Source organism: Paraburkholderia sp. J94, assembly GCF_905220285.1.
Taxonomy (GTDB): domain Bacteria; phylum Pseudomonadota; class Gammaproteobacteria; order Burkholderiales; family Burkholderiaceae; genus Paraburkholderia; species Paraburkholderia tropica_A.
This window is the reverse complement of record NZ_CAJMZH010000011.1, coordinates 71,096-95,793: the sequence shown is the minus strand read 5'-3', so window position 1 is coordinate 95,793 and position 24,698 is coordinate 71,096. Positions and strand designations below refer to the sequence as shown.

Annotated in this window: 23 protein-coding genes; 2 read left to right on the top strand and 21 right to left on the bottom strand. The window is 62.4% G+C overall.

Annotated features, from left to right (window positions below; genetic code table 11):
• Positions 1-61: 61 nt before the first annotated feature.
• The 12 genes from U4Y88_RS23770 to U4Y88_RS23715 all read right to left on the bottom strand — a co-directional run bounded on the left by U4Y88_RS23770 (position 62) and on the right by U4Y88_RS23715 (position 14,264).
• Positions 62-955: a phosphate ABC transporter substrate-binding protein gene (locus U4Y88_RS23770; RefSeq protein WP_224011327.1), complete on the bottom strand. Its 894-nt coding sequence runs from the start codon at positions 953-955 to the stop codon at positions 62-64.
• Between the two features lie 66 nt (positions 956-1,021).
• Positions 1,022-2,572 (bottom strand): acetolactate synthase large subunit, encoded by a 1,551-nt coding sequence (locus U4Y88_RS23765; protein ID WP_321786847.1) that lies wholly within the window; start codon positions 2,570-2,572, stop codon positions 1,022-1,024.
• Positions 2,572-3,429 carry an HpcH/HpaI aldolase family protein gene (locus U4Y88_RS23760; RefSeq protein WP_310633872.1) on the bottom strand — a complete coding sequence of 286 codons (858 nt, stop codon included), beginning with the start codon at positions 3,427-3,429 and terminating at the stop codon, positions 2,572-2,574. Before U4Y88_RS23760 ends, U4Y88_RS23765 begins: the two co-directional genes overlap by 1 nt.
• A gap of 108 nt (positions 3,430-3,537) precedes the next feature.
• Positions 3,538-4,383, bottom strand: coding sequence for an amidohydrolase family protein (locus U4Y88_RS23755; protein ID WP_224011331.1), 846 nt, complete (start codon positions 4,381-4,383; stop codon positions 3,538-3,540).
• Positions 4,384-4,394: 11 nt separating this feature from the next.
• Positions 4,395-5,420: an amidohydrolase family protein gene (locus U4Y88_RS23750; protein ID WP_224011332.1), complete on the bottom strand. Its 1,026-nt coding sequence runs from the start codon at positions 5,418-5,420 to the stop codon at positions 4,395-4,397.
• Positions 5,421-5,479: 59 nt separating this feature from the next.
• Entirely contained in the window at positions 5,480-6,451 is a 972-nt protein-coding gene (locus tag U4Y88_RS23745; RefSeq protein WP_224011333.1) for an ABC transporter substrate-binding protein, read from the bottom strand.
• 845 nt (positions 6,452-7,296) lie between these two features.
• Positions 7,297-8,277 carry a LysR substrate-binding domain-containing protein gene (locus U4Y88_RS23740; protein WP_321786845.1) on the bottom strand — a complete coding sequence of 327 codons (981 nt, stop codon included), beginning with the start codon at positions 8,275-8,277 and terminating at the stop codon, positions 7,297-7,299.
• A gap of 91 nt (positions 8,278-8,368) precedes the next feature.
• Entirely contained in the window at positions 8,369-8,899 is a 531-nt protein-coding gene (locus U4Y88_RS23735; RefSeq protein WP_224012986.1) for a carboxymuconolactone decarboxylase, read from the bottom strand.
• A 46-nt stretch (positions 8,900-8,945) separates the two neighbouring features.
• Positions 8,946-10,925: a tripartite tricarboxylate transporter permease gene (locus U4Y88_RS23730; RefSeq protein WP_321786843.1), complete on the bottom strand. Its 1,980-nt coding sequence runs from the start codon at positions 10,923-10,925 to the stop codon at positions 8,946-8,948.
• 144 nt (positions 10,926-11,069) lie between these two features.
• Positions 11,070-11,924, bottom strand: coding sequence for an amidohydrolase family protein (locus tag U4Y88_RS23725; RefSeq protein ID WP_321786841.1), 855 nt, complete (start codon positions 11,922-11,924; stop codon positions 11,070-11,072).
• A gap of 115 nt (positions 11,925-12,039) precedes the next feature.
• Positions 12,040-13,026, bottom strand: coding sequence for a hypothetical protein (locus tag U4Y88_RS23720; RefSeq protein ID WP_321786839.1), 987 nt, complete (start codon positions 13,024-13,026; stop codon positions 12,040-12,042).
• Positions 13,027-13,313: 287 nt separating this feature from the next.
• Positions 13,314-14,264, bottom strand: coding sequence for a LysR substrate-binding domain-containing protein (locus tag U4Y88_RS23715; RefSeq protein ID WP_321786837.1), 951 nt, complete (start codon positions 14,262-14,264; stop codon positions 13,314-13,316).
• Positions 14,265-14,568: 304 nt separating this feature from the next.
• Between U4Y88_RS23715 and U4Y88_RS23710 the strand changes: the two genes are divergently transcribed.
• Complete coding sequence (locus tag U4Y88_RS23710) at positions 14,569-15,585, top strand: ABC transporter substrate-binding protein (RefSeq protein WP_321786835.1); 1,017 nt, start codon at positions 14,569-14,571, stop codon at positions 15,583-15,585.
• 64 nt (positions 15,586-15,649) lie between these two features.
• On the opposite strand, the gene U4Y88_RS23705 is transcribed toward U4Y88_RS23710, so the two are convergent.
• Positions 15,650-16,744 (bottom strand): porin, encoded by a 1,095-nt coding sequence (locus U4Y88_RS23705; RefSeq protein ID WP_224012980.1) that lies wholly within the window; start codon positions 16,742-16,744, stop codon positions 15,650-15,652.
• A gap of 366 nt (positions 16,745-17,110) precedes the next feature.
• Positions 17,111-18,235, bottom strand: a complete 1,125-nt coding sequence (locus tag U4Y88_RS23700; protein WP_321786833.1) for a porin — start codon at positions 18,233-18,235, stop codon at positions 17,111-17,113.
• A 250-nt stretch (positions 18,236-18,485) separates the two neighbouring features.
• Here U4Y88_RS23700 and U4Y88_RS37790 point away from each other — a divergent pair, with 250 nt between their 5' ends.
• Positions 18,486-18,605, top strand: a complete 120-nt coding sequence (locus U4Y88_RS37790) for a winged helix-turn-helix transcriptional regulator (protein ID WP_415774490.1) — start codon at positions 18,486-18,488, stop codon at positions 18,603-18,605.
• A 168-nt stretch (positions 18,606-18,773) separates the two neighbouring features.
• Here the strand turns inward: U4Y88_RS37790 and groL are convergent, their stop codons facing one another.
• The 7 genes from groL to U4Y88_RS23660 all read right to left on the bottom strand — a co-directional run bounded on the left by groL (position 18,774) and on the right by U4Y88_RS23660 (position 24,683).
• Positions 18,774-20,408, bottom strand: coding sequence for a chaperonin GroEL (groL, locus tag U4Y88_RS23690; protein WP_321786831.1), 1,635 nt, complete (start codon positions 20,406-20,408; stop codon positions 18,774-18,776).
• A 13-nt stretch (positions 20,409-20,421) separates the two neighbouring features.
• Positions 20,422-20,712: a co-chaperone GroES gene (gene groES / locus U4Y88_RS23685; RefSeq protein WP_065058839.1), complete on the bottom strand. Its 291-nt coding sequence runs from the start codon at positions 20,710-20,712 to the stop codon at positions 20,422-20,424.
• A 281-nt stretch (positions 20,713-20,993) separates the two neighbouring features.
• Entirely contained in the window at positions 20,994-21,416 is a 423-nt protein-coding gene (locus tag U4Y88_RS23680; protein WP_224013004.1) for an ExbD/TolR family protein, read from the bottom strand.
• Between the two features lie 22 nt (positions 21,417-21,438).
• Entirely contained in the window at positions 21,439-21,864 is a 426-nt protein-coding gene (locus tag U4Y88_RS23675; protein ID WP_321786829.1) for a biopolymer transporter ExbD, read from the bottom strand.
• A gap of 19 nt (positions 21,865-21,883) precedes the next feature.
• Positions 21,884-22,672 carry a MotA/TolQ/ExbB proton channel family protein gene (locus U4Y88_RS23670; protein ID WP_321786827.1) on the bottom strand — a complete coding sequence of 263 codons (789 nt, stop codon included), beginning with the start codon at positions 22,670-22,672 and terminating at the stop codon, positions 21,884-21,886.
• Positions 22,673-22,751: 79 nt separating this feature from the next.
• On the bottom strand, positions 22,752-23,453 hold the full coding sequence (locus U4Y88_RS23665) for an energy transducer TonB (RefSeq protein WP_321786825.1): 702 nt from the start codon (positions 23,451-23,453) through the stop codon (positions 22,752-22,754).
• A gap of 219 nt (positions 23,454-23,672) precedes the next feature.
• A complete protein-coding gene (locus tag U4Y88_RS23660; RefSeq protein WP_321786823.1) occupies positions 23,673-24,683 on the bottom strand; it encodes a sulfonate ABC transporter substrate-binding protein in 1,011 nt (336 codons plus the stop codon).
• Positions 24,684-24,698: the final 15 nt, after the last annotated feature.

Sequence of the window (24,698 nt, the reverse complement as noted above, 5' to 3'; positions counted from 1 at the left end):
TCTGTCTCCGGCTTTTTTATCGGCGCGCCAATTCGCGCCATCGCTCGAACAGCGGGAAAAATCAGCCCAGGCTGCCCGTCACATCGTCGAACAGTTCGTCGACGCTCATGCGGTGCGGAATGATCTTCTGATCGAGCGCCCAGTCGATTGCCAATTGCAGGCCCTTGCGGTTCGCTTCCAGCCCGATCGGCGGGAAGATCGCGGGCACGCCTTCGGCGAGCGAGCGGCTTTCCGCAATCATGCGATAAATCTCGCGCACGATATCGGGGCGCGCTTTCGTCAGATCCGTGTGCACCGCGAACATGTGATTGATCGGCACCACGCCCGTGCGTGCGAACCAGTCTTTCGCGGATGCGTGCGCGTCCGGCACCAGCGTGCGCACGCGCTCGTCCTTCGGCATGTCCTCGCCGAGCAGCGCGGCGGCCAGTTCGCCCTTGAGCATCATTTCGGGAATCGAGGAACCGGCAGGCAGGCGCTCGCAATTCGACGGATCGCTGTACTCGGCGAGATGGCCGTCGCCGAGCGTCATCCACGTGACCTTGTCGAGATCCACGCCATATTCATGGCGAAGAATACCGCGAATCCACAGCGCCGTGGTTTGCGTGTAGGTGCGCACGCCCACCTTCTTTCCTTCGATATCCTTAGGATCGAGATGGCCAAAATCGATGTTGTAGCCCGCGCAGTGATGCTGGAACCGGCCCGAAATCGGCGCGGGCAGCAGCACGTAAGGCTTGCCGTAGGCTTTGGCCTGCAGGAAGGTGACGATCGCGAGTTCGCCCGCGTCGAACTTGCTTTCGCGCACCATCGCCTTGAAGCCGTTGTGCGCGGGCGTCGGGCCGCAAAAGTCCAGCGTCACGAGATCGGAACGCACGCGGCCGTCGCGCATGGCCTTCGTCACCGCGTATTCGGACAGATTGGTGCGCAGCGTCGGCACGCCCGTGAAACTCGTTGTCATGAATGTCTCTCCTGGTGTTTGGTATCGGTTGATATCGCGTGCTATCCGTCGATATCGGAATTCGATTTACAGCCGCACTTCGATCAGGCGCGGACCCGGCTCGCGAACCGAATCGTTCATCGCCTTGTAGAAGTCCTCGGCCGTCTCCACGGCAACGCCCGGCACGCCCATGCTTTTCGCCATTGCCAGCCAGTCGATGCGCGGGTTGTCGATGTCGATCATCGAGAGCGCGCGCTCGCCCGGCGTGCCCGCGCCCATGTTCGCGTACTCGGCCTTGAGGATCGCGTAGCTGTTGTTGGCGAAGATGATGGTCGTGACGTTCAGGTTCTCGCGCGCCTGGGTCCACAGCGACTGGATCGTGTACATCGCGCTGCCGTCGCCGACCATGCAGAACACGCGCCGGTCCGGGCAGGCCAGCGCCGCGCCGGTGGCAACCGGCGTCGAATAGCCGATCGAGCCGCCCATGTTGTTGATCAGGTCGTGCGGACGCGCGCCCATCGTCAGGTTCATCGATTCGCGGCCCGTGGTCAGCGACTCGTCGACGACGATGCAGTGCTCCGGCAGCGCCGCCGCCAGGGCATGCGCGATGCTCGTGGGATTGAGCGCGCCCGTCGGCACCGGCGTTTCAATACGCGCCTGCAAACGCGGCGCCGTGCCGGTTGCGCCCAGCGCGTCCAACAGCATCTCGAACGCGAGTTCGCTGTCCTCGTCTTCCTCGACGAGCGGATGCACCAGCGTGCCTTCGGCCTTCAGCAGACTCGGCTTGTCCGGGTACGCGAAGAACGCCACCGGCTCGCTCGTCTCCACCGTGACGATGTGCTTGAAGTCTTTCAGGAACGCCTGCGCCAGCGGCACTGCATACGGAATGCGCGCGATGGGCACGCGTCCCGCGCCGCGTTCGATACGCGCGGTGAAGAACTGCGAGCCCAGTTGCGCGCCGGTCGCGGCGGCGACCTGGCCCGCGCGTTCGAGCGCTTCGCCGCGCGTCGCCTTGTTGGCGAGAATGATCAGCGTCGGCTCACCCGAGCGCAGCACGCGCGCCACGTGCTCGATGCGCGCGGCGCTCGGCGTCTTGCGGCGGCTTTCTACCGCCGCCGGCAAAACACGTTCGGAGTCCGTACGTTGCCACGACGTATCGCCGGGCAGGATCAGCGTGGCGATCTGCCCCGGATGCTCGCTCGCCTTCGCGACCGCCTGGGCCGTATCCCACGCGATGCTATCGGCCGATTCCGCGCGCCGGACCCAGTGGCTCAACGGACGCGCGAGACCTTCGATATCGGAAGTGAGCGGCGGATCGTACTTCAGATGCGACGCCGAATGCTCGCCCACCACGTTGACCATGCCCGACGACGCGCGCTTCGCGTTATGGATATTCGCGAGACCGTTCGCGAGACCCGGCCCGAGATGCAGCAGCGTCGACGCCGGCTTGTCCTTCATGCGATACCAGCCGTCGGCGGCACCCGTGGCCACGCCTTCGAACAGGCACAGCACGCTGCGCATGCCGGGGTTGCCGCCCAGCGCCGCGAGGAAGTGCATCTCCGAGGTGCCGGGATTCGCGAAGCAGATGTCGACGTCCTGTTCGACCAGGGTCGCGACGAGACTTTCGGCGCCGTTCATCAGTAACCCGCCATCTCGCGCGCGAGACCCACGACGCCGTACGTGCGCTGCGGCGCCGACATCAGGAAGCGATAACCTTCCTCGGCGAGACGACGATGGTTCTTCGCCGTGACGTGCGGATGGCCGACGATCACGTTGCGCTTCTTGCAGGTCTCGACGATCTGGCGCATCGCGTCGAGCACTTCAGGATGCTCGTATTGACGCGGCAGGCCCAGTTCCTGGGACAGATCGCCCTCGCCGATCAGGATGAAGCCGATGCCCGGCACATTCGCGAGAATATCGTCGAGATTTTCGATCGCCTGCGTGCTCTCGCACATCAGGCCCACGAGAATTTCGCCTTGCGGCGCGAGCGGCCAGACGTCGGCCTTCTCGTAGTATTCCTGCATCGAGAGACCCCAGTAACGCGCCGCGTTGGCCGGGCCGTCGCCGCGCACGCCCTTCGGCTCGTACAGCGGCGCGTGCTTCGGACGCGCATAGCGGCACGACGCCACCGCGTTATACGCCTGCTCGACGGTCGCGACGTGCGGCCAGATCACGCCGTACGCGCCGCGATCGAGCACCTGCTTGGCGAAGCTCTGGTTCATCTCGACGCCGTTGGCCGGAATGCGCGCGATCGGCGTGACCTTGGTGGCCACCGAACCCGATTCGGCGATCTGCTTGCGGTTGAGCAGGTACTGGAACGCATCGCCCAGCGCGCTCACGTCATACGGGTTGTGCTCCATTTCGAAAACGAGGCCGTCGTAAGGAGCGTCGCTCATTTCGATGGCGGTCTGCTTGTCGAGTTTGGAAAAGGCGGCGTGCGCGGCCTTGCCCGACTCGAGCGCGCGAATGATGCTGTTCAGGCGAATCGTGGACATGGGAATCTCTCTCTTTCGCCGCGCGTGCGCCGCTTTGAATCGCGGCGCACGCGCGGCTGTGTGCAGGTTGGGCGTGCTTCGCTAAAACGCGTTCGATGAAGCCGGCAATCAGGCGAGCGCCGGATACAGCGTCTGCGCCGTCTTGCCGAAAATCCAGGCGCGTTCGTCGTCGCTCAGGCAGGCGAGGCCCGCTTGTGCATCGGCGAGAATCTCCGAGAGCTTGCCCGGCGAGGTCGGGAAGTTCGAACCCCACGCCATACGCTGCGCGCCGAAGGCTTCGACCACGCGCGGGAAGAACGTCTCGGCGCTGGCCTTTTCCTTCTTCACGTCGCCGAAAATACGCGGCGTGAGCTTCATGTACAGGTTCGGCAGATCGGCGAGCGCGAACAGGCTCGCGGCCTTCGCGTACGGCGCGCCGTCGAGCACGTCGGGACGGCCCAGGTGATCGAGCACGATCTTCGCGGTCGGAAATTTTTCCGCCAGCATGCGCACCTGCGGCATGCCGATCGGGCCCGTCTGGATGCACATCGGCAGACCCAGTTCCGCGAGCATCTCCCATGCCTTGAAAGACTTGGGATTGTCGAGTTCGCTCGGATCGAAATCCTTGGTCGAGCCGCCCGTGAAAATGCGCAGGCCTGCGAGACCCTTGTCGGCCCAACCCTTGATGACGGCGGGCACATCGTCGGCGAGCATGTCGACGGAACCCACGGCCACGAGCCGGTCCTTGTACTGATTGCAGCCGTCCACGACGTAGCTGTTATCGAAGCCGTAAGTCGTCGACGAGTGGACGACGGCGGCCTTCGCCACGCCCGCTTCGTCCATGGCCTCGATCAGCGCCTCAACCGTGTTGGGGCGTTCCTGCGACCAGTCCGAACGCTTGCCGAACAGCGGCGCGGGCGGATAACGCTTTTCATCGTTGGAGATGATGTGCGGATGAATGTCGATGTAGTTCATGGTGTGCGTGATTACAGGCCGCGGGACTTGAGCAGCGCATCGAGGCGCGGATAGACACGGCGTGCGTTGCCTTCGAAAATCGCATGACGGTCGGCGTCGCTGAGTGCTTCGCAGGCGTCGACATAGCGCTTGGTGTCGTCGAAATACTCACCGGTATTCGGATCGCGGCCGCGCACGGCGCCGATCATTTCCGAGCCGAACAGCACGTTGCTCGTCGGCACGACCTTGGTCAGCAATTCCACGCCCGGGTGGTGATAGACGCAGGTGTCGAAGAAAATATTGTTCAGCAGTCCTTCCAGCGGACGATCCATCATTTCCAGCGACATGCCGCGATAACGGCCCCAGTGGTAAGGCACCGCGCCGCCGCCGTGCGGAATCACGAGACGCAGCGTCGGGAAGTCCTTGAACACGTTCCCTTGCAGCAATTGCATGAACACCGAGGTATCGGCGTTCAGATAATGCGCGCCCGTGCCGTGATGGCAGGCGTTGCACGACGCGGCCACGTGGATCATCGCAGGCACGTCGAGATCGCAGAGCGCTTCGTAGAGCGGATACCACTCGCGGTCCGTCATCGGCTTGCCGGTCCAGTAACCGCCGCTCGGATCGGGATTCAGGTTACAGCCGACGAAGCCCATTTCCTCGACGCAGCGGCGCAGTTCGGCCACGGAATTCTTCGGCGGCGCGAGCGGCGATTGCGGCAGCTGGCAGACCGGCACGAAGTTGTCGGAATAGATATCGCACACGCGGCGCACGAGGTTGTTCGACACTTCGGCCCATTCGAGGCTCGTGCGCTCGTTGCCGAGGTGATGGCTCATCAGGCCGGCGATCGGCGAGAACAGCGTGAGGTCGCCGCCGCGTTCCTTTTGCAGGCGCAACTGGCCGTTGCCGACGCCTTCGCGGATCTCGTCGTCGCTCACATGCGCGCCCGAGAGTGCCGGTGCGTTGGCCGGATCGTTGGCGGCGGCAATCTGCTTCGCGCGCCAGTCGCGGAACGAAGCGGGAACGGTCGTGAAGTGACCGTGGCAATCGATGATCATGTTTTCTTCCGTTCGGAATTCAAGGGGCGTACGCGCGTTGAGCGCGTACTCGGCAAGCATCAAACGCGCGGATCGACGAACAGTTCGTCCATCGTCATGCGGCGCGGCGTGAGCCCTTGCTTGAACGCCGTGGCTTCGAGCGCCTCGATGGTCTTGCGGTTTTCCTCGATGCCGTACGGCAGCGGATCGTTGCCGACAATCTTCTGGAGTTCTACGTACTTCTTGTTCTTCTTGTCGGTCAGCTCGCCTGCATTGAGCTTCGCGAGCCAGTCCTTCTTGGCCTTGTCGAACGCGTCGTAGATCGACTTGGCGACCCACGGATGCTCGGCCAGCACCGAATCCTTCACGACGATGGTGCCGTGCATCGGATAGACGCCCGTGCGCGCGTAGTATTCGGCTTCTTGTGCGGCCGCGTCCGGCAGCAGGTCCGGGTAATCGGCTTCGACTTCCTTCCAGCCGCCGGTCGGATCGCCGGTGCGGCCGATACCGGCGTTGCCGTGGAAGCCCGCGACGATCTCGCCCTTCGCCATCATCTCGGCGAGCGACGTGCCGGCCGGCGTGTGAATCACGTTCGAGGGCAGCTTCAGTTGCGTGACGTGTTCTTCGTCGTCGACGACCCAGGTGACCTTCGAGGTGTCGAGACCGAATTCGTCGATCAGCACCTGACGCGTCCACACGCCCGTCGTCACCGAGTAGGCGCGCACGCCGACCTTCTTGCCTTCGAGGTCCTTGGGCGTCTTGATGCCCGCGTCGGGGCGCACCAGCAGGCCCTCGTGGTGGAAGCGGCGCACCACGAAGATCGGCAGCGCGACGAAGGGAGCGCCGTAGGCGCGCGCGATGATGTAGGTGGTGGGCGCGAGTTCGCAGACGTCGAATTCCACGTCGCGGACCATGCGGCGGAAGGCGCCGATCTGCGGATGGACGGTGATGAATTCGGCGTCGACGCCTTCGATGGGGATCGAGCCGTCGCGGATCGCTGCGGTGTGCGGGTGCTCGGCGATGGCGAGCTTCAGGTGGACTTTCTTGGTCAATTCAGTCTCCGTTGGAGTATGAAGTTATTGGGCTGCGCGTGCTGGTTTGTTGGCTTGCTGCGTTTGCCCTTGCTTGTTCCTGCGTTGGTGGAATGATCTTGCTATGCGGGCTTTACGTCTATTGAATTAACCTGCGGGGGGGTTAACTGTTTGGTAAAGGCCCTGCGGGGCTGGGTTTGGGGGTGGGGTTTTTGGGCCTGCTGAAGCGGTGTGTTGAGTGTTTGGTTATTGGTGGTTTTTTTCTGGGTTTTTTCTGGCTCTTTTTTGCGGGGTTCGTTGAAACCTGTTTTCATGTCGGTCTGCAAGTGTTGCCCCTGTGCGGGGCGGCACCTACTTTTCTTTGCAGCGGCAAAGAAAAGTAGGCAAAAGAAAGCCGCTCACACCGCTAGTGTGACGCCGTCCACCACTCGCCTTTACAGGTAGTGGTTCCGGGGCGTCTGTCGCCACGCGCCCACCAACGAAGTGACAAGGCGCTCACACATCCCGCTGCGCGCTACGCGCGCACCGGTTGGGTATGCAGGGGAAACCGAGGGGGAATTGAAAGGATGCGGGGCACTCGCAAACCTTCGGTTTGCGGGTTTGCTGATATACCCGACGGGGCGCTTGCGCCCCCGGATGAATGACGGCTTTGTCACTAAGTGGAGTGGTGCGAGGAGGCAGACGCTCCTATACCTTTCCCCCTAAACGGCGGTTTGCGGACTTCGTCACACTAGCGGTTTGAGCGGCTTTCTTTTGCCTACTTTTCTTTGCCGCTGCAAAGAAAAGTAGGTGCCGCCCCGCACAGGGGCGACGCATGCAAACCGACATGAAAACAGGCTTTAACGCCAACCCAACAAACACCAACTTCAAGCACCCGCAGCAATCCCCCTCCCCAAAGCCCGCCCCACCCCACCCTCACCCTTAAGCCGCTTCGCGGCCTCCTCCAAACAATCCACCATCAACACAGCACTAGGCGTCAGCCCACGATTCCGATTCCACAACACCCCAGCAGGCCGCAACAATCTCGGCAAACTCAAAGGCAACATATGCAACGGCTGCGCCGAATCCCCAGCCGGCGTCCCCGCCATCACGGCAATAAAATCCGATATCTGCAAATGCGCCCGCGCGACATGAACAGAAAGTGTCTCGATGTAGTTATTGGTCAACGGCACATCATGCGCTTCGAGCGCCCGCTCCAGCGGGTCCCTCAATATCGACCCAAGCGGCGGCAAGATCCACGGAAACGGCCGCAAATCGGCCCACGTCACGGCCTTGCGCCGCGCGAGCGGATGATGCCTCCCCGTCATCAGCGTGACCGGCTCCTCGAGCAATTCCTTTTCTTCGAAACTGCCGAGCGTATCGGGCGGCGGCAAGCGCCCCACCACGAGATCGAGACGCCCCTGCCAAAGTTCGGGCAGCAACGACGCCGTCGTGCCCTCCGTCACCATCACATTGGTCCCGGGCGAGCGCTGCTTGATCAGAATAAGCGCCTGCGGCAACAACACAGAAGCCGAAGCCGGCAGCATGCCGATATGAATCTTCCCCTCGGTCCCCGAACTCAGCGCTTTTAATTCGTCGCGCGCCTGATGCAGAATCGTCAGCATTTCGCGCGCGTGGCGAATCAGGCAATCGCCATACTGCGTCGGCACCAGGCCCTGCGCCGTGCGCGAAAACAGTGTCAGCCCAATGCCGCGTTCGAGTTCGGCGAGCGACTTCGAGACCGCAGGCACCGTCACGTGCGTGACATCGGCCACCTGGGTCAGATTTCGGTAAGTGTCGATCGTCACCAGCAGGCGCAAATGCCGCGCCTTCAGGTTGATCTGCAGGTACCAGTCGAGAGCGGACACGTGGCGGTCCTCCGCGGTTTCATCGTCTCTTGCGGGCACGGTGAATCGGCAGTTGCGCACTATCGTGCGCCACCGCCGCCGTGCCTTCGTATCAGTCCTTGGGTTCGAGCGCGTGCAGCGTCATGCCCAGCGAAATCGACGTGAAATAGCCGATCGTCACGAGCAGTTCCGCGATCACCGCGCGGCCCAGCACCGCGTCGTAGCGCGCGAATCGCGCGTCGTCGATCTGCGCGCCTGCGAGCAGGTCGCTCACGGCGTCGCAGATCAGGCCGAAGCGATCGTCGCCCGCTTCGGGACGGCGTTTCGCCAGAATGGCTTCGACCACCGCTTCCGGCACGCCCGACTTCAGCGCGTGACGACGATGATTCGCGATCACATAAGGCGCGTTCCAGAATACGGCCGTCGCCAGAATCGCGACTTCGCTTTCAGCTTCGGTAAGCACGGGCGAGCGGTCGACGTGCGTGCCGATAATCTCCATGCCCGACGCGAGATTCGGGTTATGCAGCCAGATATTGAACGGCGTGGGAATGCGTCCGCGCCCTTCGCCCAAACGCGCAATCACGGTCTTCTGTTCGTCCGACGCCTGTTCGGGGTCGATGCGTTCGAGTCGGTTCTTCGTCATGGTATGTCCTTGCGATATTCGTTCTGCAATAAGCGGCGCGCGAGTTTTAAAAGAGACTGCTCGGCCAGGGAATATGGATCATCTGATCGAATACGCCGTAAATCAGCGCCGTCACGCAGGCCGCGAGTGTCAAACTGAGTTTCCACGACTCTCGCCCTTCAAGACGCATATACGCCACGATCACGATCGGCACCGTGGGAATCATGCCGATCAGCGACATGCAAACGAGAAACGCCACGAACCAGCCGAAGAATTTCGCCGCACGCAGCAGCGTCACGCTATTCGGCAGTTTCTCTCCGTGATCGCCCGACACATCCATGTGAATGCCGCCCGCGGCGCCAGGCGCGCTCGCCTTCGAGGGAACGAAAAAGACCTTGTAAAGCAGGCTCGTCGATCCGGCGATCACGAGAATGCTCGCGATCACGGTCGGCCCGATACGCGCCATCAGAATCCAGCTTTGCGACGTCACCAGCATGTACGCGCCCATGCCGATAAAGAACACATAGACCAGATCTTCCAGCTTGAACGCGATCTTGCCGCTCGGGCGCATGCGCGCGAGTTCACCGCTGCGCAGCGCGCTGAACAAGGGCCTGAAAAACACGAGCGCCGCGAGCGCAAGCAGCACCATGACGACAGGGCGCGTCACCCAGTCGGTGCCGTAGCGCACGAAGGAGATCGTCATATAACGCTCCATCAGCACGCCGAGCACGAGACCGAGAATCACCGGCGGACGCGCCCATTTCAAACGCTTCATGGTCCAGCCGATCACACCGGCGATCAGGAGCACGAAGAGATCGCCCCAACTACGCGAGCCCTGAAACGCGCCCACATAAATGATCGGCATGATGACGGGCAGAATCAGCGTGTAACGCAGCGTCGAGACGCGCGCGAACTGGCCGCTGAGCAAAAAGCACAGACCCGCGCCGAAGATATTCGCGAGCGCGATCGACCACACCATCGAATAGGTGAAATCGAGGTGCTTCGTGAGCATGTCGGGGCCGGGAATGAAGCCGTGAACCATCATCGCGCCCAGCAGGATCGCTTGCGCCGCGCCGCCCGGCACGCCGAACGAAAGCATCGGCACGAGGCTGCCGCCTTCGCGTGCGTTATTGGCCGCTTCGGGTGCGATCACGCCGCGCACGTCGCCCGTGGTGAACGTCAGCTTTGCGTTCTTCGAGGTCTGCAACGCGTGGCCGTAGGCAATCCAGTCGGTCACCGCGCCGGTGATGCCCGGCACCACGCCGAGCAGCGCGCCCAGGCCGCCACAACGCAGCACCAGAAACCAGTTGCGCAGACTGTCGATCACGCCCTGGCGCATGCCCTGACGCGAATTGAACTGCACGTTCTCCGCAATCGCCGTGCGCCGGATCGCGAGTTCGCACAATTCCGGCAGCGCGAAAATGCCGAGAATAATCGGCACCAGCGGAATGCCGTCTTGCAGATAGAGAATGCCGCCGGTCCAGCGCATTTGCCCCGTTTCGACATTGGTGCCGATCATGCCGACCAGAATGCCGAAGCACGCCGCCACCACGCCGCGCAGCGGGGCATTGCCCGAGAGCGCCGCCACCATCGACACGCCGAAGATCGTCAGGCCCAGCATTTCCGGCGTGCCGATCGAGAGCACGAAAGGACGCACCAGCGGCAGCGAAATCGCCAGCATGACCGCGCCGATCAAGCCGCCGAGCAGCGAGGACGTATAGCACGCACTCAACGCGCGCGAGGCTTCGCCGCGCTTCGTCATCGGCAAGCCGTCGAGCACCGTGGCCTGCGATGCCGCGTGGCCCGGCACGCCGAACAGCACGGCCGGAATCACGTCCGACGTGGTGATGACCGACGCCATGCCGAGCAGCATTGCGAAGGCCGCGTAGGGGTCCATCGTGTACGTGAACGGCACGAGCAAGGCGAAGCCCGTCAAGCCGCCGATGCCGGGCAGCAGGCCAATCGCCAGCCCGACCATCACGCCGAAAACCAGAAAGATCAGGCGATTGAATTGCAGTATCGTCGACAGCGCATGGCCTGCTGCCATTAACGTTGCGTCGTTGAAAAATTCCATGCGTCATCCCGATGAAAAAGCGGCCACGGCCGGCATGATGCCCACGCCGGCCGCGCTGCGAAGATCGATGGCGTCGAAGCACGCGAAGCCGCCTCGGCCGTCGACCACACGACGATTTCAGCCAGCCAGCTGCGGATAAAGAACCTTCGCCGTGCGGCCCCAGATCCAGGCGCGCTCCTCGTCGCTGAGCGACGCAAAACACGCATTGCCCTGCTCGATCAGCGTCTTCAGCGGACCGGCGGAAGCCGGATAATTCGAACCGAACGCCAGATGGTCCGCGCCGAATACCTTCACCAGATGCGCGAAGAACGGCTCCGCACCGCCCGGCGAGTTCTGCGCGATATCGAACGTGCGCGGCGTGATCTTCAGGTACACGTTGTCGTATTTCGCGAGCGCGAACAGCTCCGCGCAACGCGCATACGGCGGGCCGTCTTCGAGATCGGGACGTCCGCAATGATCGAGCGCGATCTTTACCGAAGGAAAACGCTGCGCCAGTTGCGCGACCATCGACAAACCCTCGGGCGTCGTCTGCACGACCATCGTCATGCCGATTTCCGCGCAGCGTTCCCAGATCGGAAACGTCGCCGGATTAACGAGCCAGCTGCCATCGCTTTGATGCGTCGCGCCGCCCGTGAACAGGCGAATGCCGCCCATGCCGTTCGCGAGCCAGTGATCGAACGTCTTGAGCGCGTCGGGCGCGAGCAGGTCGAACGAATACACGCCCGTGAAGCGCTTCGGATCTTGCGCCACGCTGTCGGCGACATACGAATTGTTGTGGCCGTAAGTCGTCGACGAATGCACGATCGCGGCCTTGGCCACGCCGGCTTCGTCCATCTCGGCGATCATCTGCTCGAACGTGACGGGGCGCGTGGCCGACCATTTCGAACGATGGCCGTGTTGCGGCGCAATCGGATAGCGAACCGTATCGGTCGAAATGATGTGCGGATGAATGTCGATGATTTCGGGTGTCATGCGATTTACCTCTCGGTGATTGACGGTCATTCACCTCTTGAGGCTCATGACGTGCGCGATCTGGAATTCGAATCACGGCCGCGCGCCGTGTATCGCGCGCGCGGCGGTGCTGCGATTAATGGGCGCTGAAAATCAGCTTGCGGGCGCTTTCGATTTGCGGCGTGGGCGTGGCGTAGAGTTTGCTGACGATCTGCTCCACCGCTTTACCGTCGATCGGATCGATCGGATAGCCGGACTTTTTCATCGCGTCGATAAAATCCGGGTCCGCGATCGTTTTGGCGAAGGCTGTGCGCAACGCATTCAAACGGTCTTGCGGCACGCCTTCCGGCACCGCGATGGGCCGTCCCGCGTCGAAGGGCATCAGGAACAGATTGAACAGCGCCTTCACATTGGGATCGGTGATATAGCTGCTCAGATTGGGCGCATCCGCGAACGGCGCAGGACTGGTCCAGCCCAGATGCAGCAGCACTTTCATCTTGCCGTTCGCGAGCATGCGCACGGGTTCGCCCTGCTGAAGTCCGTCGAGCGTCGAGGCCCAGCCGTCCACTTCGCCGCGCTGCATCGCCAGATACACTTCGCCGCGTCCGGTATAGCCCGGCACGATGCGCATTTTCGCGCCCACATATTCGTCGAGCAGCGCGGGCAGCGTGCGGTCTTCGTTGGCGAAGCCCGTCGCGCCCACATACATCGTCTTGTGCGTGAGATCGTTCATCGACGTGACGCCCGATCGCGTCATCGAGACGATGCAGTATTCGACCTTGTTGAGGCTGCCGAGCCAGCGCACCTTGCGCGGATCGAAACGATTCTGGCGCGGATCGAGCAGCGGAATATAGAGGTTATTGCGCTGAAGAAAGCCGATCACCGTGCCGTCGTTCGGCTGCCGGGTCTGGAGCGACGCGGCGGCCACCATGCCGCCCGCGCCCACCACGTTCATCACCACCGCGCGGGGCTTGCCAGGAAGGTAGTTGACGAAGAAGCGCGCGAACTGGCGCGCGATGATGTCGGTGGGCGTGCCCGCGTCGGCGCTGACGACAATCGTGAGAATCTTGCCGTGATAAAAGTCTTCGACCGACTGGCCAAATGCGGGTCCAGTAATCGCCATCGCGGCAATACCTAAGAGCGCCGCGCACGCGCGTATTGCGGTCATCCACTTCATGCTCGTACCTGTCTCCAGTCATAATTCGCGATTTGCCGTGGGGCGGGTATCGCGTCGTCTGCGTTAAATTCTGCCAGCCACAGGACAGGGGTCAATTGAGAAAATCGGCCCCGGGTTTGAGCAAATGGTTAAGGCAGAGCAACGGTAAAGACAAGGCTGAATAAAGCGGAATACAGCACAGGCGCGCCCGCGCGAATGGCGGGCGGCAGATGGGACGCGCGCGAAAAAGCCCCTTAATGAGCGGCCTGGCTCTTGTCGGCGAGGCGTTGCGCGGCTTCGTCGAGACACGACACCATGAGTTGCGCGCTCGGCGTCAGTCCGCGATTACGATTCCATAACACGCCCGCGGGACGCAACAGCCGCGGCAGGCTTAACGGAAGCGTATGGAGCGGTTGCGCGGGATCGTTGGCGGGCGTGTCCGCCATCACCGCGATGAAATCCGAAACCTGCAAATGCGCGCGCACGACGTGAATCGACAGCGTTTCGATGTAATTATTCGAAAGCGGCACGCCGTGCACTTCAAGCGCGCGTTCGAGCGGATCGCGCAATATCGAACCGGGCGGCGGCAATATCCAAGGATAAGGATGCAGATCGGTCCACTTGAGGTTCTTTTTGCGCGCGAGCGGATGATGCCGGCCCGTTACGAGCGTGACCGGATCTTCGAGTAATTCTTTCTCTTCGAAACTGCCGAGCGTGTCGGGCGGCGGCAAACGGCCCACGACCAGATCGAGCCGGCCTTGCCAGAGTTCGGGCAGCAGCGAACCGGTCGTGCCTTCGATCACCACCACATTGGTGCCCGGCGAGCGCTGCTTGAGCAGGCTCAGCGCTTGCGGCAGCAGCACCGACGCCGAAGCGGGCAGCATGCCGATATGCACCTTGCCCTCGGCGCCCGAGCTCAAGGCCTTCAATTCGTCGCGCGCCTGATGCAGGATCGTCAGCATGTCGCGCGCGTGACGAATCAGGCATTCGCCATACGGCGTGGGCATGAGGCCTTGCGCCGTGCGCGAAAACAGCGTCAGGCCCATTCCTTTTTCGAGTTCCGCCAATGCCTTCGACACCGCGGGCACCGTCACGTGCGTGACATCGGCCACCTGGGTCAGGTTTCGGTACGTATCGATCGCCACCAGAAGATGCAAATGCCGCGCCTTCAGGTTGATCTGCAAGTACCAGTCAAGCTCTGACAAGTCTCCCCCTGCCGGTTTTACGATTTCGTTAAGTCTCTGGCCATTTTACTCAATTGCCTCGGGGGACAGTTCGCTGGCACGATCACGCTGCGCGTGGCGCTGCCTTGGGCGCAGCCACGTCCACACGCGTTAAACGCGCGCCCAGCGGGGCTTTGCGCGATCGCGCAATCACCACGCGCAACGACGCGCGTGCGAATCGCAAGGGTTATCCCTGGCGAATTCGATGTACCGAATTGCGACGACGTATTACGACACCGAATCACAACAACAGCACGCCGGCTCGCCCGGCATGCGGAGACACCCGATGACGCACTCATCCAGCCGCCGGCGTTTTCTGCGCGGCGTGGGCCTGCTCGGCGCAAGCGTGGCGGCGAGCGGCCTGGTCACGCCCCTTCTCGCGCGCGGCGCGGGCGCGCCGATTCGCATCGTCAGCAATCCGGGGCTGGAAAATGCGACGCTCAACGCGTTAATGGACGAACTCGGTTTTTTCAAACGCTTCGGCGTGAATGCGCAGATCGTCGAGTTTCCCGGCGTAAAGGGTCCATTCGACGCGATTGCCGCGGGCGCGGGCGACGTCTGCATGGTGTCGGGCTATAACCTGGTGCTTTCGCGCATCGCACAAGGCGCGAACGTGAAGATTGTCGGCGCAGGCATGAAGCGATGCGCGCTCACGGTTTTTGCGCGACCCGATGGCGCGAAAACGCTTTCGGATCTCAAACACAAAACGGTCGCGGTCGGCCCCGCGAATGGATTGCTGCATTCGCTGATGTTGCAGCTGTTGAAGGAACGCGGCGTCGACGCCTCGCAAATTCGCTTTGTCGATAAAGGCAGCAACGATCAATGCCATGAAGCGGTGGTGAAAGGCGAGGTCGACGCGAGTTGTTCGAGCATTTCGCATTTGAACGATCGGGACGGACTCGTGGTGATCAACGACGGCAATATGTGGCAAGCGCTGCCGCATTGCATTTTCCAGACCGCGTATGCCTCCGATGAGGCGATCCGCGACAAGCATGACGACCTCGTCGCCGTGATGGCGGCGTATGGCGCGCTCTACGACTATCTGATGTCGCCGGATTCGCGCGACGCGTTTTTCGCCGCGCGCAAGCACGCGCAAAAACGCTTCGACGCAGCGTCGGCGCAGGCCATCTGGCAATTCAACGAAACGGAGCGGCCCTATTCCAGGGATCTTTCGCTGACACACGCCGATATCGCCTATCTGCAGGACATGTATATCGGCCTCGGCAGCCTCGATCGTAAACAGCCTTTCGCGGAAGTCGCCGATATGTCGGCGGCGCACGCAGCGGCGAAACTGATCGCCTGAATGCTGGGGCATGAATCATGAGCCCGGAGATCGCGTGAATATTCGGTCTCCGGGCTGATCGCGTTTAGAACGTGTGGCGAATGCCGGCGATCACGGAAAGCTGCGAACCGCCGACGGGCGGCGTAGCCGTCGGAGTAATGGTGGTAGCGGGAAGTGCCAGCGTGCCGTCGTTGTGAATATGCTCGGCGGTCACATACAGGAACGTGGCCTTAGACAGCAGATATTCGCCGCGCAGCACGAAGACCAGCGCCTTGTTATCGGAGTGATCGTAGTTGAGGTGCGCGACCATGCCGTCGACGTAAAAGAACGGCGTCACGGGCACCGTGCCGGTCACCCAGAACAGATTGCTCTTGGGCGTTGCAATGCCTTCGTCGTCGCGGCGAATCCAGCCTACGCCGAACTTTGCGCCCTTGAACTTGAAATAGCCGCCCAGCGTGAATCGGCTGTCCGTGAGTTTCGGCGACGTCAGCCCGCCCCACGTCGCCGAGGTGCCGCCGTAATTGCGTTCGTATGAACTGGCTACGCCCCAATAACCGCCGTCGTATTTCATCATCGCCGAATATTCGCGGCATTGATTCGACGGCGAGGTTTCACCGGGGCAATTCGTGGCGACCGAACTATTGCCCGCCACGGCATCGCGGCCAAAGCTGTAATTCACGCCGCCTTCGAGCGCACCGGCGAAAAATCGGTAGCTCACGGAATTGTCGGCACGTGCATTGGCGATGCCATTATCGAGCGTGGTGAGGCCCTGTGCGCCCGTGCCGAACGGATTGATAAACGAGGTCGCGAAGAATCGCATCGTGTATTGGCGGCCGAACGTAATGCGCCCGAACGGGCCGTCGAGACCCACATAGGATTGCCGTCCGAACAGGCGGCCGCCCTGGCGCGACGCGCCGTTATTCGGCTGGAAGCCGCCCTGCAAATCGAAAATGGCGCGCGTGCCGCCGCCGAGATCCTCGTTGCCGCGAATGCCGAAATACGAGGTGGCGGTGCCGTCTCCTACACGAACCGCGCTGGTGGTGGCGTTCTTGCCCTTCGCCACGTTGTTGACGTATTCAATGCCCTGATCGAGCAGGCCGTACATCGTGACCGAGCTGGTGCCAAACGGTTGAAACTGGGCCGCGTTACCGCCATCGGCCCATGAGCAAACGGGCGTCATGCTTATGAACGCCGCGCCCGCGCACATTGCGGATCTGCACTTCATGATCGTCGCTGTCTCCAATATTCGAGTCATCGTTGGCCTTTGCGGCTGACCGGGGCGCGTACTCCGCTCCGGCGTGACTCATGTAATCGCGTTGTTTGTAACGCACTGAAATTCTGCCTGTGCAGCGCCACAGGTCCATTGAGAAAAATGGCAACCAGTTTGACCAAATGGTTAAGGGTCGTGCCGGATTCCTCAACCGCAAATCAGAAATGGAAAGACAACGCCGCGCGCCCGGACCCACAGCGAACGATCGTGCTCGCAGTGGGTCCGGGCGCGCGTGCGTCGCGGATGAATCGTGAATGGAATTACGCGTCCCGGCAATCAGAACCGATGCCGGATGCCCGCGATCACCGAGGTTTGCGAGCCGCCTTCAGGCGGTCCCACGACGGGAATGATGGTGCTCGCCGACAACGCCAGCTCACCGCTATTCTTGATGTGCTCGCCCGTCACATAAAGCGCCGTGTTTCTCGATAGCGAATAGACCGCGCGCAATACGAATATCACCGCCTTATTGGGCGAATGATCGTATTTGAGTTCCGCGACTTCACTATCGAACGAGAGCGCCGGACTCACCGGCACGGTGCCCGTCACCCAGACGAGATTGCTTTTCGGCGTGGCAATGCCTTCGTCGTCGCGCCGGATCCAGCCCGCGCCGAATCGCGCGCTGCGCACATTGAAATACGCGCCCAGAATGAAACGGCTATCGGTGAGCTTCGGCGACGTGAGTCCGCCCCACGTTGCGGAAGTGCCGCCGTAATTGCGCTCGTAAGCGCTCACGACACCCCAGATCCGGCTTTCGTATTTCAGCAGCGCCGACCATTCGCGGCATTCGTTCGATGGCGACGTCTCACCGGGGCAATTGGTGGCGACCACGCTGTCGCCATCGACGGCATCGCGGCCAAAACTATAGTTCACGCCGGTTTCAAAGCCATCGATATGGTAGCGATAGCTGATCGAATTATCGGCACGCGGATTCGCAATGCCGTTATCGAGCGTGGTCAGACCTTGCGCGCCAAAACCAAAGGGATTGATCGGCTTGATTGCGTAAGCGCGCATCGTGTATTGGCGGCCGAATGTGAGGCTGCCGAAATCGCCCGCCACGCCCACATAGGATTGCCGCCCGAACAGTCGTCCGCCCTGGCTCGCCGTGCCGTTGCTCGCCTGAAAGCCGCCTTCGAGGTCCCAGATCACGCGCAGATTGCCGCCCAGTGCTTCATTGCCGCGCAGGCCGAAGAACGAGGTGTCCGTTCCCCAGCCGGTTCGCAGGCTGCTGCCCGTGCCCTTGCCGACCGCCTGCCCGGTGATGTATTCGACGCCTTCGTCGACCGAGCCATACAGCGTGACGGTATTCTCGCCGCCCAGCACCCAGGGCGGCGTTTCCGTCGCCCACACCGGCGAGGCGCAAATAAGCGACGCGCAGATAAACATTGCGGACCTGAACCTCATGGCCGTCTTTATCCTCATGTAATAGTGCACGCGATCCATCGCGCGACGTGCGTCGGCGATGCATTGCGTTGTCTCCGTTTGTGTGAGGATTCTGCCAGCGCGGCGCGGCGGGCCGATTGAGAAAAGCTGCCGCTCGATTGAGTGAATGGTTAACGCGCGAATCGCGCTAAATCGTCGATATTTCAGGTACTCGGGAGTGGCGTTAAGCGCGATGCGTTGACACGGCGCTCGCCAAATCAGCTTCGCGAACTTGAAGCGCACGGCAATCGTGATCCGCGAGGTATTCGCCGAAGTGCCGCTGTGTGTCGAATACTCGCTAAAAGAGTTCGGCAGAACGCTCGCGCCGGTGCTCGAAGCGATGAATCAATGAAGCAATGGGGCGATGCGTACATCGCGCGGCGGGAACAAGTCGCGCCTGGCTGAACAAGCCACGCCGATCGCCACGATAAAAAAGGCCACGGTCTGCACCGTGGCCTTTTGCTTTGCGGCTTCGCAGCTTCGCCGCTACGCGCGGAAAACTCGCGCGAGTCGTCAGCGATCAGAAACCCAGATCGCCGCCGCCAGGCACGCCACCCGGCACAGCCGCAGTTGCCGCCTTCGGCGCCTCATGCACGGTCGCATCGGTCGTCAGCAACAAGCCGGCCACCGAAGCCGCATTTTGCAGCGCCGTGCGCGTGACCTTGGTCGGATCGAGCACGCCCTTTTCCACGAGATCGCCATATTCGCCCGTGGCCGCGTCGTAGCCGAAATTGCCCGAGCCTTCCGCAACGCGCGCCGCCACCACGCTCGCCTCGTCGCCCGCATTGGTCACGATCTGGCGCAGCGGTTCTTCGAGCGCGCGCAGCACGATCTTCACGCCCGCCGTCTGATCGGGCGTGCTGCCCTTCAGGTCGAGAATCGCCTGACGCACGCGAATCAGCGCCACGCCGCCGCCCGGCACGATGCCCTCTTCCACCGCCGCGCGCGTCGCGTGCAGTGCGTCGTCCACGCGGTCCTTCTTTTCCTTCACTTCGATTTCGGTCGCGCCGCCGACCTTGATCACGGCGACACCGCCCGCGAGTTTCGCCACGCGTTCCTGCAGTTTCTCGCGATCGTAGTCGGACGTCGCTTCTTCGATCTGCACGCGAATCTGCTTCACGCGTGCCTCGATCGCAGCGGCCTGACCCGCGCCGTCGATCACCGTCGTGCTTTCCTTGCCGATCTCCACGCGCTTGGCCTGGCCGAGTTCGGCAAGCGTCGCCTTGTCGAGTCCCAGCCCGGTTTCCTCGGCGATCACCTGACCGCCCGTGAGAATCGCGATATCTTCGAGCAGCGCCTTGCGGCGATCGCCGAAGCCCGGCGCCTTCACGGCCACCGTCTTGAGCACGCCGCGAATATTGTTGACGACGAGCGTCGCAAGCGCCTCGCCTTCGATGTCTTCGGCGATCAGCAGCAGCGGACGTCCGGCCTTCGCCACCTGTTCGAGCACCGGCAGCAGATCGCGGATATTCGAAATCTTCTTGTCGTGCAGGAGGATGAACGGATTGTCGAGTTCGGCGATCTGCTTGTCGGCGTTATTGATGAAGTACGGCGAAAGATAGCCGCGATCGAATTGCAGGCCTTCGACCACATCGAGTTCGTCGTCGAGCGACTTGCCGTCTTCCACCGTGATCACGCCTTCCTTGCCCACGCGGTCGAGCGCTTCCGCAATGCGCTGGCCAATCGATTCCTCGCCATTGGCCGAAATGGTCGCGACCTGCGCAATTTCCTTGCTCGTGGTGGTCGGCTTGCTGATCTTCTTCAGCTCCTCGATCGCGGCGCTCACCGCCTTGTCGATACCGCGTTTCAGATCGAGCGGATTGAGTCCGGCTGCCACATACTTCTGGCCTTCGCGCACGATGGCCTGAGCCAGCACGGTCGCCGTGGTCGTGCCGTCGCCGGCGGCGTCGCTCGTTTTCGACGCCACTTCCTTGACGATCTGCGCGCCGATATTTTGCAGCTTGTCGGCAAGCTCCACTTCCTTCGCCACCGACACGCCGTCCTTCGTCACGACCGGCGAGCCGAAGCTGCGTTCGAGCACGACGTTGCGGCCCTTGGGACCGAGCGTGACTTTCACGGCGTCGGCGAGAATATTCACGCCTTCGATGAGTTTGCTACGGGCGATGTCGCCGAATACGATGTCTTTCGCTGCCATGATCGATGCTTCCTCAGGATTGAACGACTGCGACGATATCTTCTTCGCGCAGCACGAGCAGTTCGTTACCGTCGACCTTCACGGTCTGCCCGGCGTATTTGCCGAACAGCACGCGGTCGCCCACGTTGAGATCGGGCGCGATGCGGCGCCCATCGTTATCGCGCCGGCCAGGACCGACGGCGAGCACTTCGCCCTGGTCCGGCTTTTCGGCGGCGCTATCGGGAATCACGATGCCCGAAGCGGTTTTGGTTTCCTGATCGAGACGCTTGACGATCACGCGATCATGCAATGGGCGCAGGCTCATGGGCAATTTCCTTTTACGATATCGGCGATGGGCTGGCACTCGTTAAAGGCGAGTGCTGATGGATAACCGAGTATAGAAAACACGCTCGCCGCGCTCCAATAACGGATTGGCAATTCGATATCGCGCGATGCCTGCAATCGATATGGCCGGTCGCGTATTGAATTCGACGCGCAAAAAAAAAGCGAACGGCACGCCGTTCGCCATAACGAAGTCCTCTCGCTCTCATCGAACGAAGGCCATCCCCAGTTTTTCTGCGCAGTTACCGCGCGCTCACCGCACGCTCACTGCATGTATTGCTCGTTCCCCACGAGACCGATCTTCGTCGCGCCCTCGCGCTGCGCGGCTGCGAGCACTTCGGCCACCGCGCGATACGGCGCTGCCTTGTCCGGCAAAAGATGGATTTCCGACTGGTCGGACTGCGCCGCGACGTCGGCCATATGCCGCTCGAGATCGGCGTGATCCTGAAGATGCGCGCCGTTCCACGCGAGCGCGCCGCTCGCATCGATATCGACTTGCACGACCGGTGGCGGCGCGGCGGGCGGCGGCGGATTGCCCACGGGCAGATCCATTTTTACCGCGTGCATCTGGATCGGAATCGTGATGATCAGCATGATCAACAGCACGAGCATCACGTCGATCAGCGGCGTCGTATTGATGTCCACCATCACGTCCGGTTCGTCGCCCGGCGTCGGGTTCATCTGCATGGCCATGACTCTCTCCTCTCGTTCAACCGCCGCGCGCGGGCGGCTGCGTGATGAACGACACCTTCGTGATGCCCGCGCGTTCGCAGTCGGTCACCACGCGGCCAATGAATTCGTAGCGCGTGGTCTGATCGCCGCGCACGTGCACTTCGGGTTGCGGATTGCGCTGCGAAACCGTCTTCAGTTGCGCGAGCAGCGTGGGCGAGTCGACGCGCCGTTCATTCCAGAACAGGTTGCCGTCCTTGTCGACGGCGATTTCGATGGCGTCGGGTTTGGTCTGCAACGGACTCACGGTTTCCTTCGGCAATTGCACGGGAACCGTATGCGTGACCACCGGAATCGTGATGAGAAAGATGATCAGCAGGACGAGCATGACGTCGACGAGCGGCGTCGTGTTGATGGTGGCGATCACCTCGTCCTCGCCACCGTCCTGGGCTACGTTCATGGCCATGATGATTCTCTTCGCGCGCTCAACCCGCGTTGGCGACGGCGCGCACTTTGCGCTTGCGCCCCGACAGCAGCACCGTGTGCAGTTGCGCGCCGAATGCCCGTACGCGCTCCATCAGCGACTTGTTGCGGCGCACGAGGAAGTTGTAGCCGAGCACGGCCGGCACGGCGACCGCGAGACCGATCGCGGTCATGATGAGCGCCTCGCCCACCGGACCCGCGACCTTGTCGATCGACGCCTGACCCGCGATGCCGATCGCCGTGAGCGCATGATAAATGCCCCACACCGTACCGAACAGGCCGACGAACGGCGCGGTCGAACCGACGGTCGCGAGAAACGCGAGACCGTCCTGCAAGCGGTTGCCGACGTTCGTGATCGAGCGGTCGATGCTCACCTGGATCCACGTATTGCGATCGACTTCTTCGAGCAGGACCTCGTCGTGATGCTCGGCTGCCTCGATGCCCGTTTCGGCGATGAAGCGAAACGGCGAGCGCTCGTCGAGTTGCGCCGCACCTGCCGCGAGCGAGGCCGCTTCCCAAAGCTGCTGGTCCGCCGACTTCGCGCGGCGATTGGCGCGCGACTGCTCCACGAACTTCGTGACCATGATGTACCAGCTGCCCATCGACATGGCGACGAGCACGAGCAGCACGAAGCGCGCGACGAAGTCGCCGTTCTTCCACAGCGCGTCGAGGCCATAGGGATTCGCGGTCTCGACGCCCGCGGCCTGCGCCCATGCAGTGACGGGAATCGCCGCAGCCAGGGCGGCGATAGACAGGACCGCCATCGCGGTCGATTTCGAATTAATTTTCATCAGGACTCCAACATTAATGACGACGGCGTGCTCGCGCGGCGCATTGCACCGAACAGTCCTCGCAAGCACGCTAAAGATTTCAGTTCAGATTGAACGAGAACGGCACCTGCACCCGCACCGCCTGACCTTGCGAAATACAGTTGAAACGCTTGACCGCGTTGAATGCCGCGCGATCGAGCAGCGGGTCCGCCGACTTCTCGACTTTCTCGTCGGTCACATGACCTTGCGGATCGACCACGAAGGAAATCAGCACGTCACCCGTGATGTTGTTCTCCTGCGCTTCCTCGGGATACGTCATGCTCGCGCGCACCTTGTCCGAGTTCGGACACACCACGCCCGCTTCGTGACTCACGGGCTTCGGCGGCGCAGGCGCTTCGACGGGCGCGGGCGGCGTGGGCGTGGGAATCACCGGCGTGGGCGCAGGCGCGGACTGATGCACGATGGTCGGCGCGGGCGGTGCGGCCACCGGCACCTCGGGCGGCGGCACGAACGGCGGCGGGTGCTTGATCTTCGGCGGCGGCTGCTTGACGACCTGTTGAGCGGGCGGCGCCGGCGCGGGCGTCGGCGGTTTGACCGGCATGATGATGCGCGTCTCCACCGGCTTCTGAACAATCTGCACGACCTTCGTCGCGAGACCGTTGAGCAGCGCCCAGATCAGCACGACATGCAGCAGCAGGACGATCGCGATGCCGCCATAGCGTCGCGCCGGACTTTGCTGCCTGGCGCCATATTGCCTGGGCCGACCCGACCAGCGTTGCGCTGCGACTGTTCCCTCCGACATAAACCACTCCGTTCACATTCCTGAATCATGTATTCCGCTAACGCGCGATCCCCAGAAGGTTATCCGTTCATTGCGAGGCGTTTAACCAATCAATTCGAATAACGTTATGGTCTAACTTTACGTTTCGAAGCTGATAAACCTGTAGCGATGAACTCGCCGCGATAACGACGCAATAACGCCGTAACACGGCGCCGTCGCGGCGATTTGCCTGCACGCCCGTCACGGCCCCGTGTTCGCCAACGCCGCGCCCGGCACCGCGACCGGTACGGCCGCTTGCGCGACGTTCACGGCGTGCGGTATCAGCTTCTGCGCGAAGAACACATCGGCCACGCGCTGCTGGCTCGCGAGTATGGCGTTGTCGAGCGGCAACACGCCAAAGCGCGAACGCGCGAGAAAATACGCCACGACCGGCGGCGGCACGCCGGTCTCGCGTGCAATCAACTGCGTGGTCTCGTCGCGATGCGCGAGCACCCACGCATCGCCCTCTTTCACCGCTTGCAGCACCGTCGCCACGACATCGCGATGCGCCTTCACGAAATCGGGCGCACCGAGAAAGAAGCTGTAAGGCTGAGCGATGCCCGAACCATAATCAGCGAGCGTGCGCGTCGGCTCCGCTTGCTGCACCACTGCCAGATACGGGTCCCAGATCGCCCATGCATCGACGTGACCGCTGTCGAAGGCCGCACGCGCGTCGGCGGGCGAGAGGAACACGACCTTGACGTCCTCGTAGCGCAAGCCCGCTTGCGCCAGCGCCGCTACAAGCAAATAGTGCGAACTGGAACCGCGCGCGAGCGCCACCGTGCGGCCCTTGAGATCGGCGACGCGCTTGAGCGGCGAACCCGCGCGCACGATCAGCGCTTCGTTCTGCGGCCCGGCCGGTTCGGCGGCGAGATAGACGAGGCGGCTGCCCGCCGCCTGCGCGAAGATCGGCGGCGGCGAACCCGTGTAGCCGATATCGATCGCGCCCGCGTTCATCGCTTCGAGCAGCGGCGGGCCTGCGGCGAACTCGGTCCAACGCACCGAGTAACCCTTCTGCGCGAGCGCGCGTTCGAGCGTGCCGCGCGCCTTGAGCAAGGTAAGCGGCGTGCCCTTCTGATAACCGATATCCACCACCGGCCCGGCGTGCACGCCAGTCGATACCGCGAGGGCTACAGCCAGTCCTGCGGCGCGCCGCCAGCGCGAAAGACCCTTGAAAAAAGTACGCAACGGCGTTTTCGCGAGCGTCTGCATGAGTGAAACCTCCCA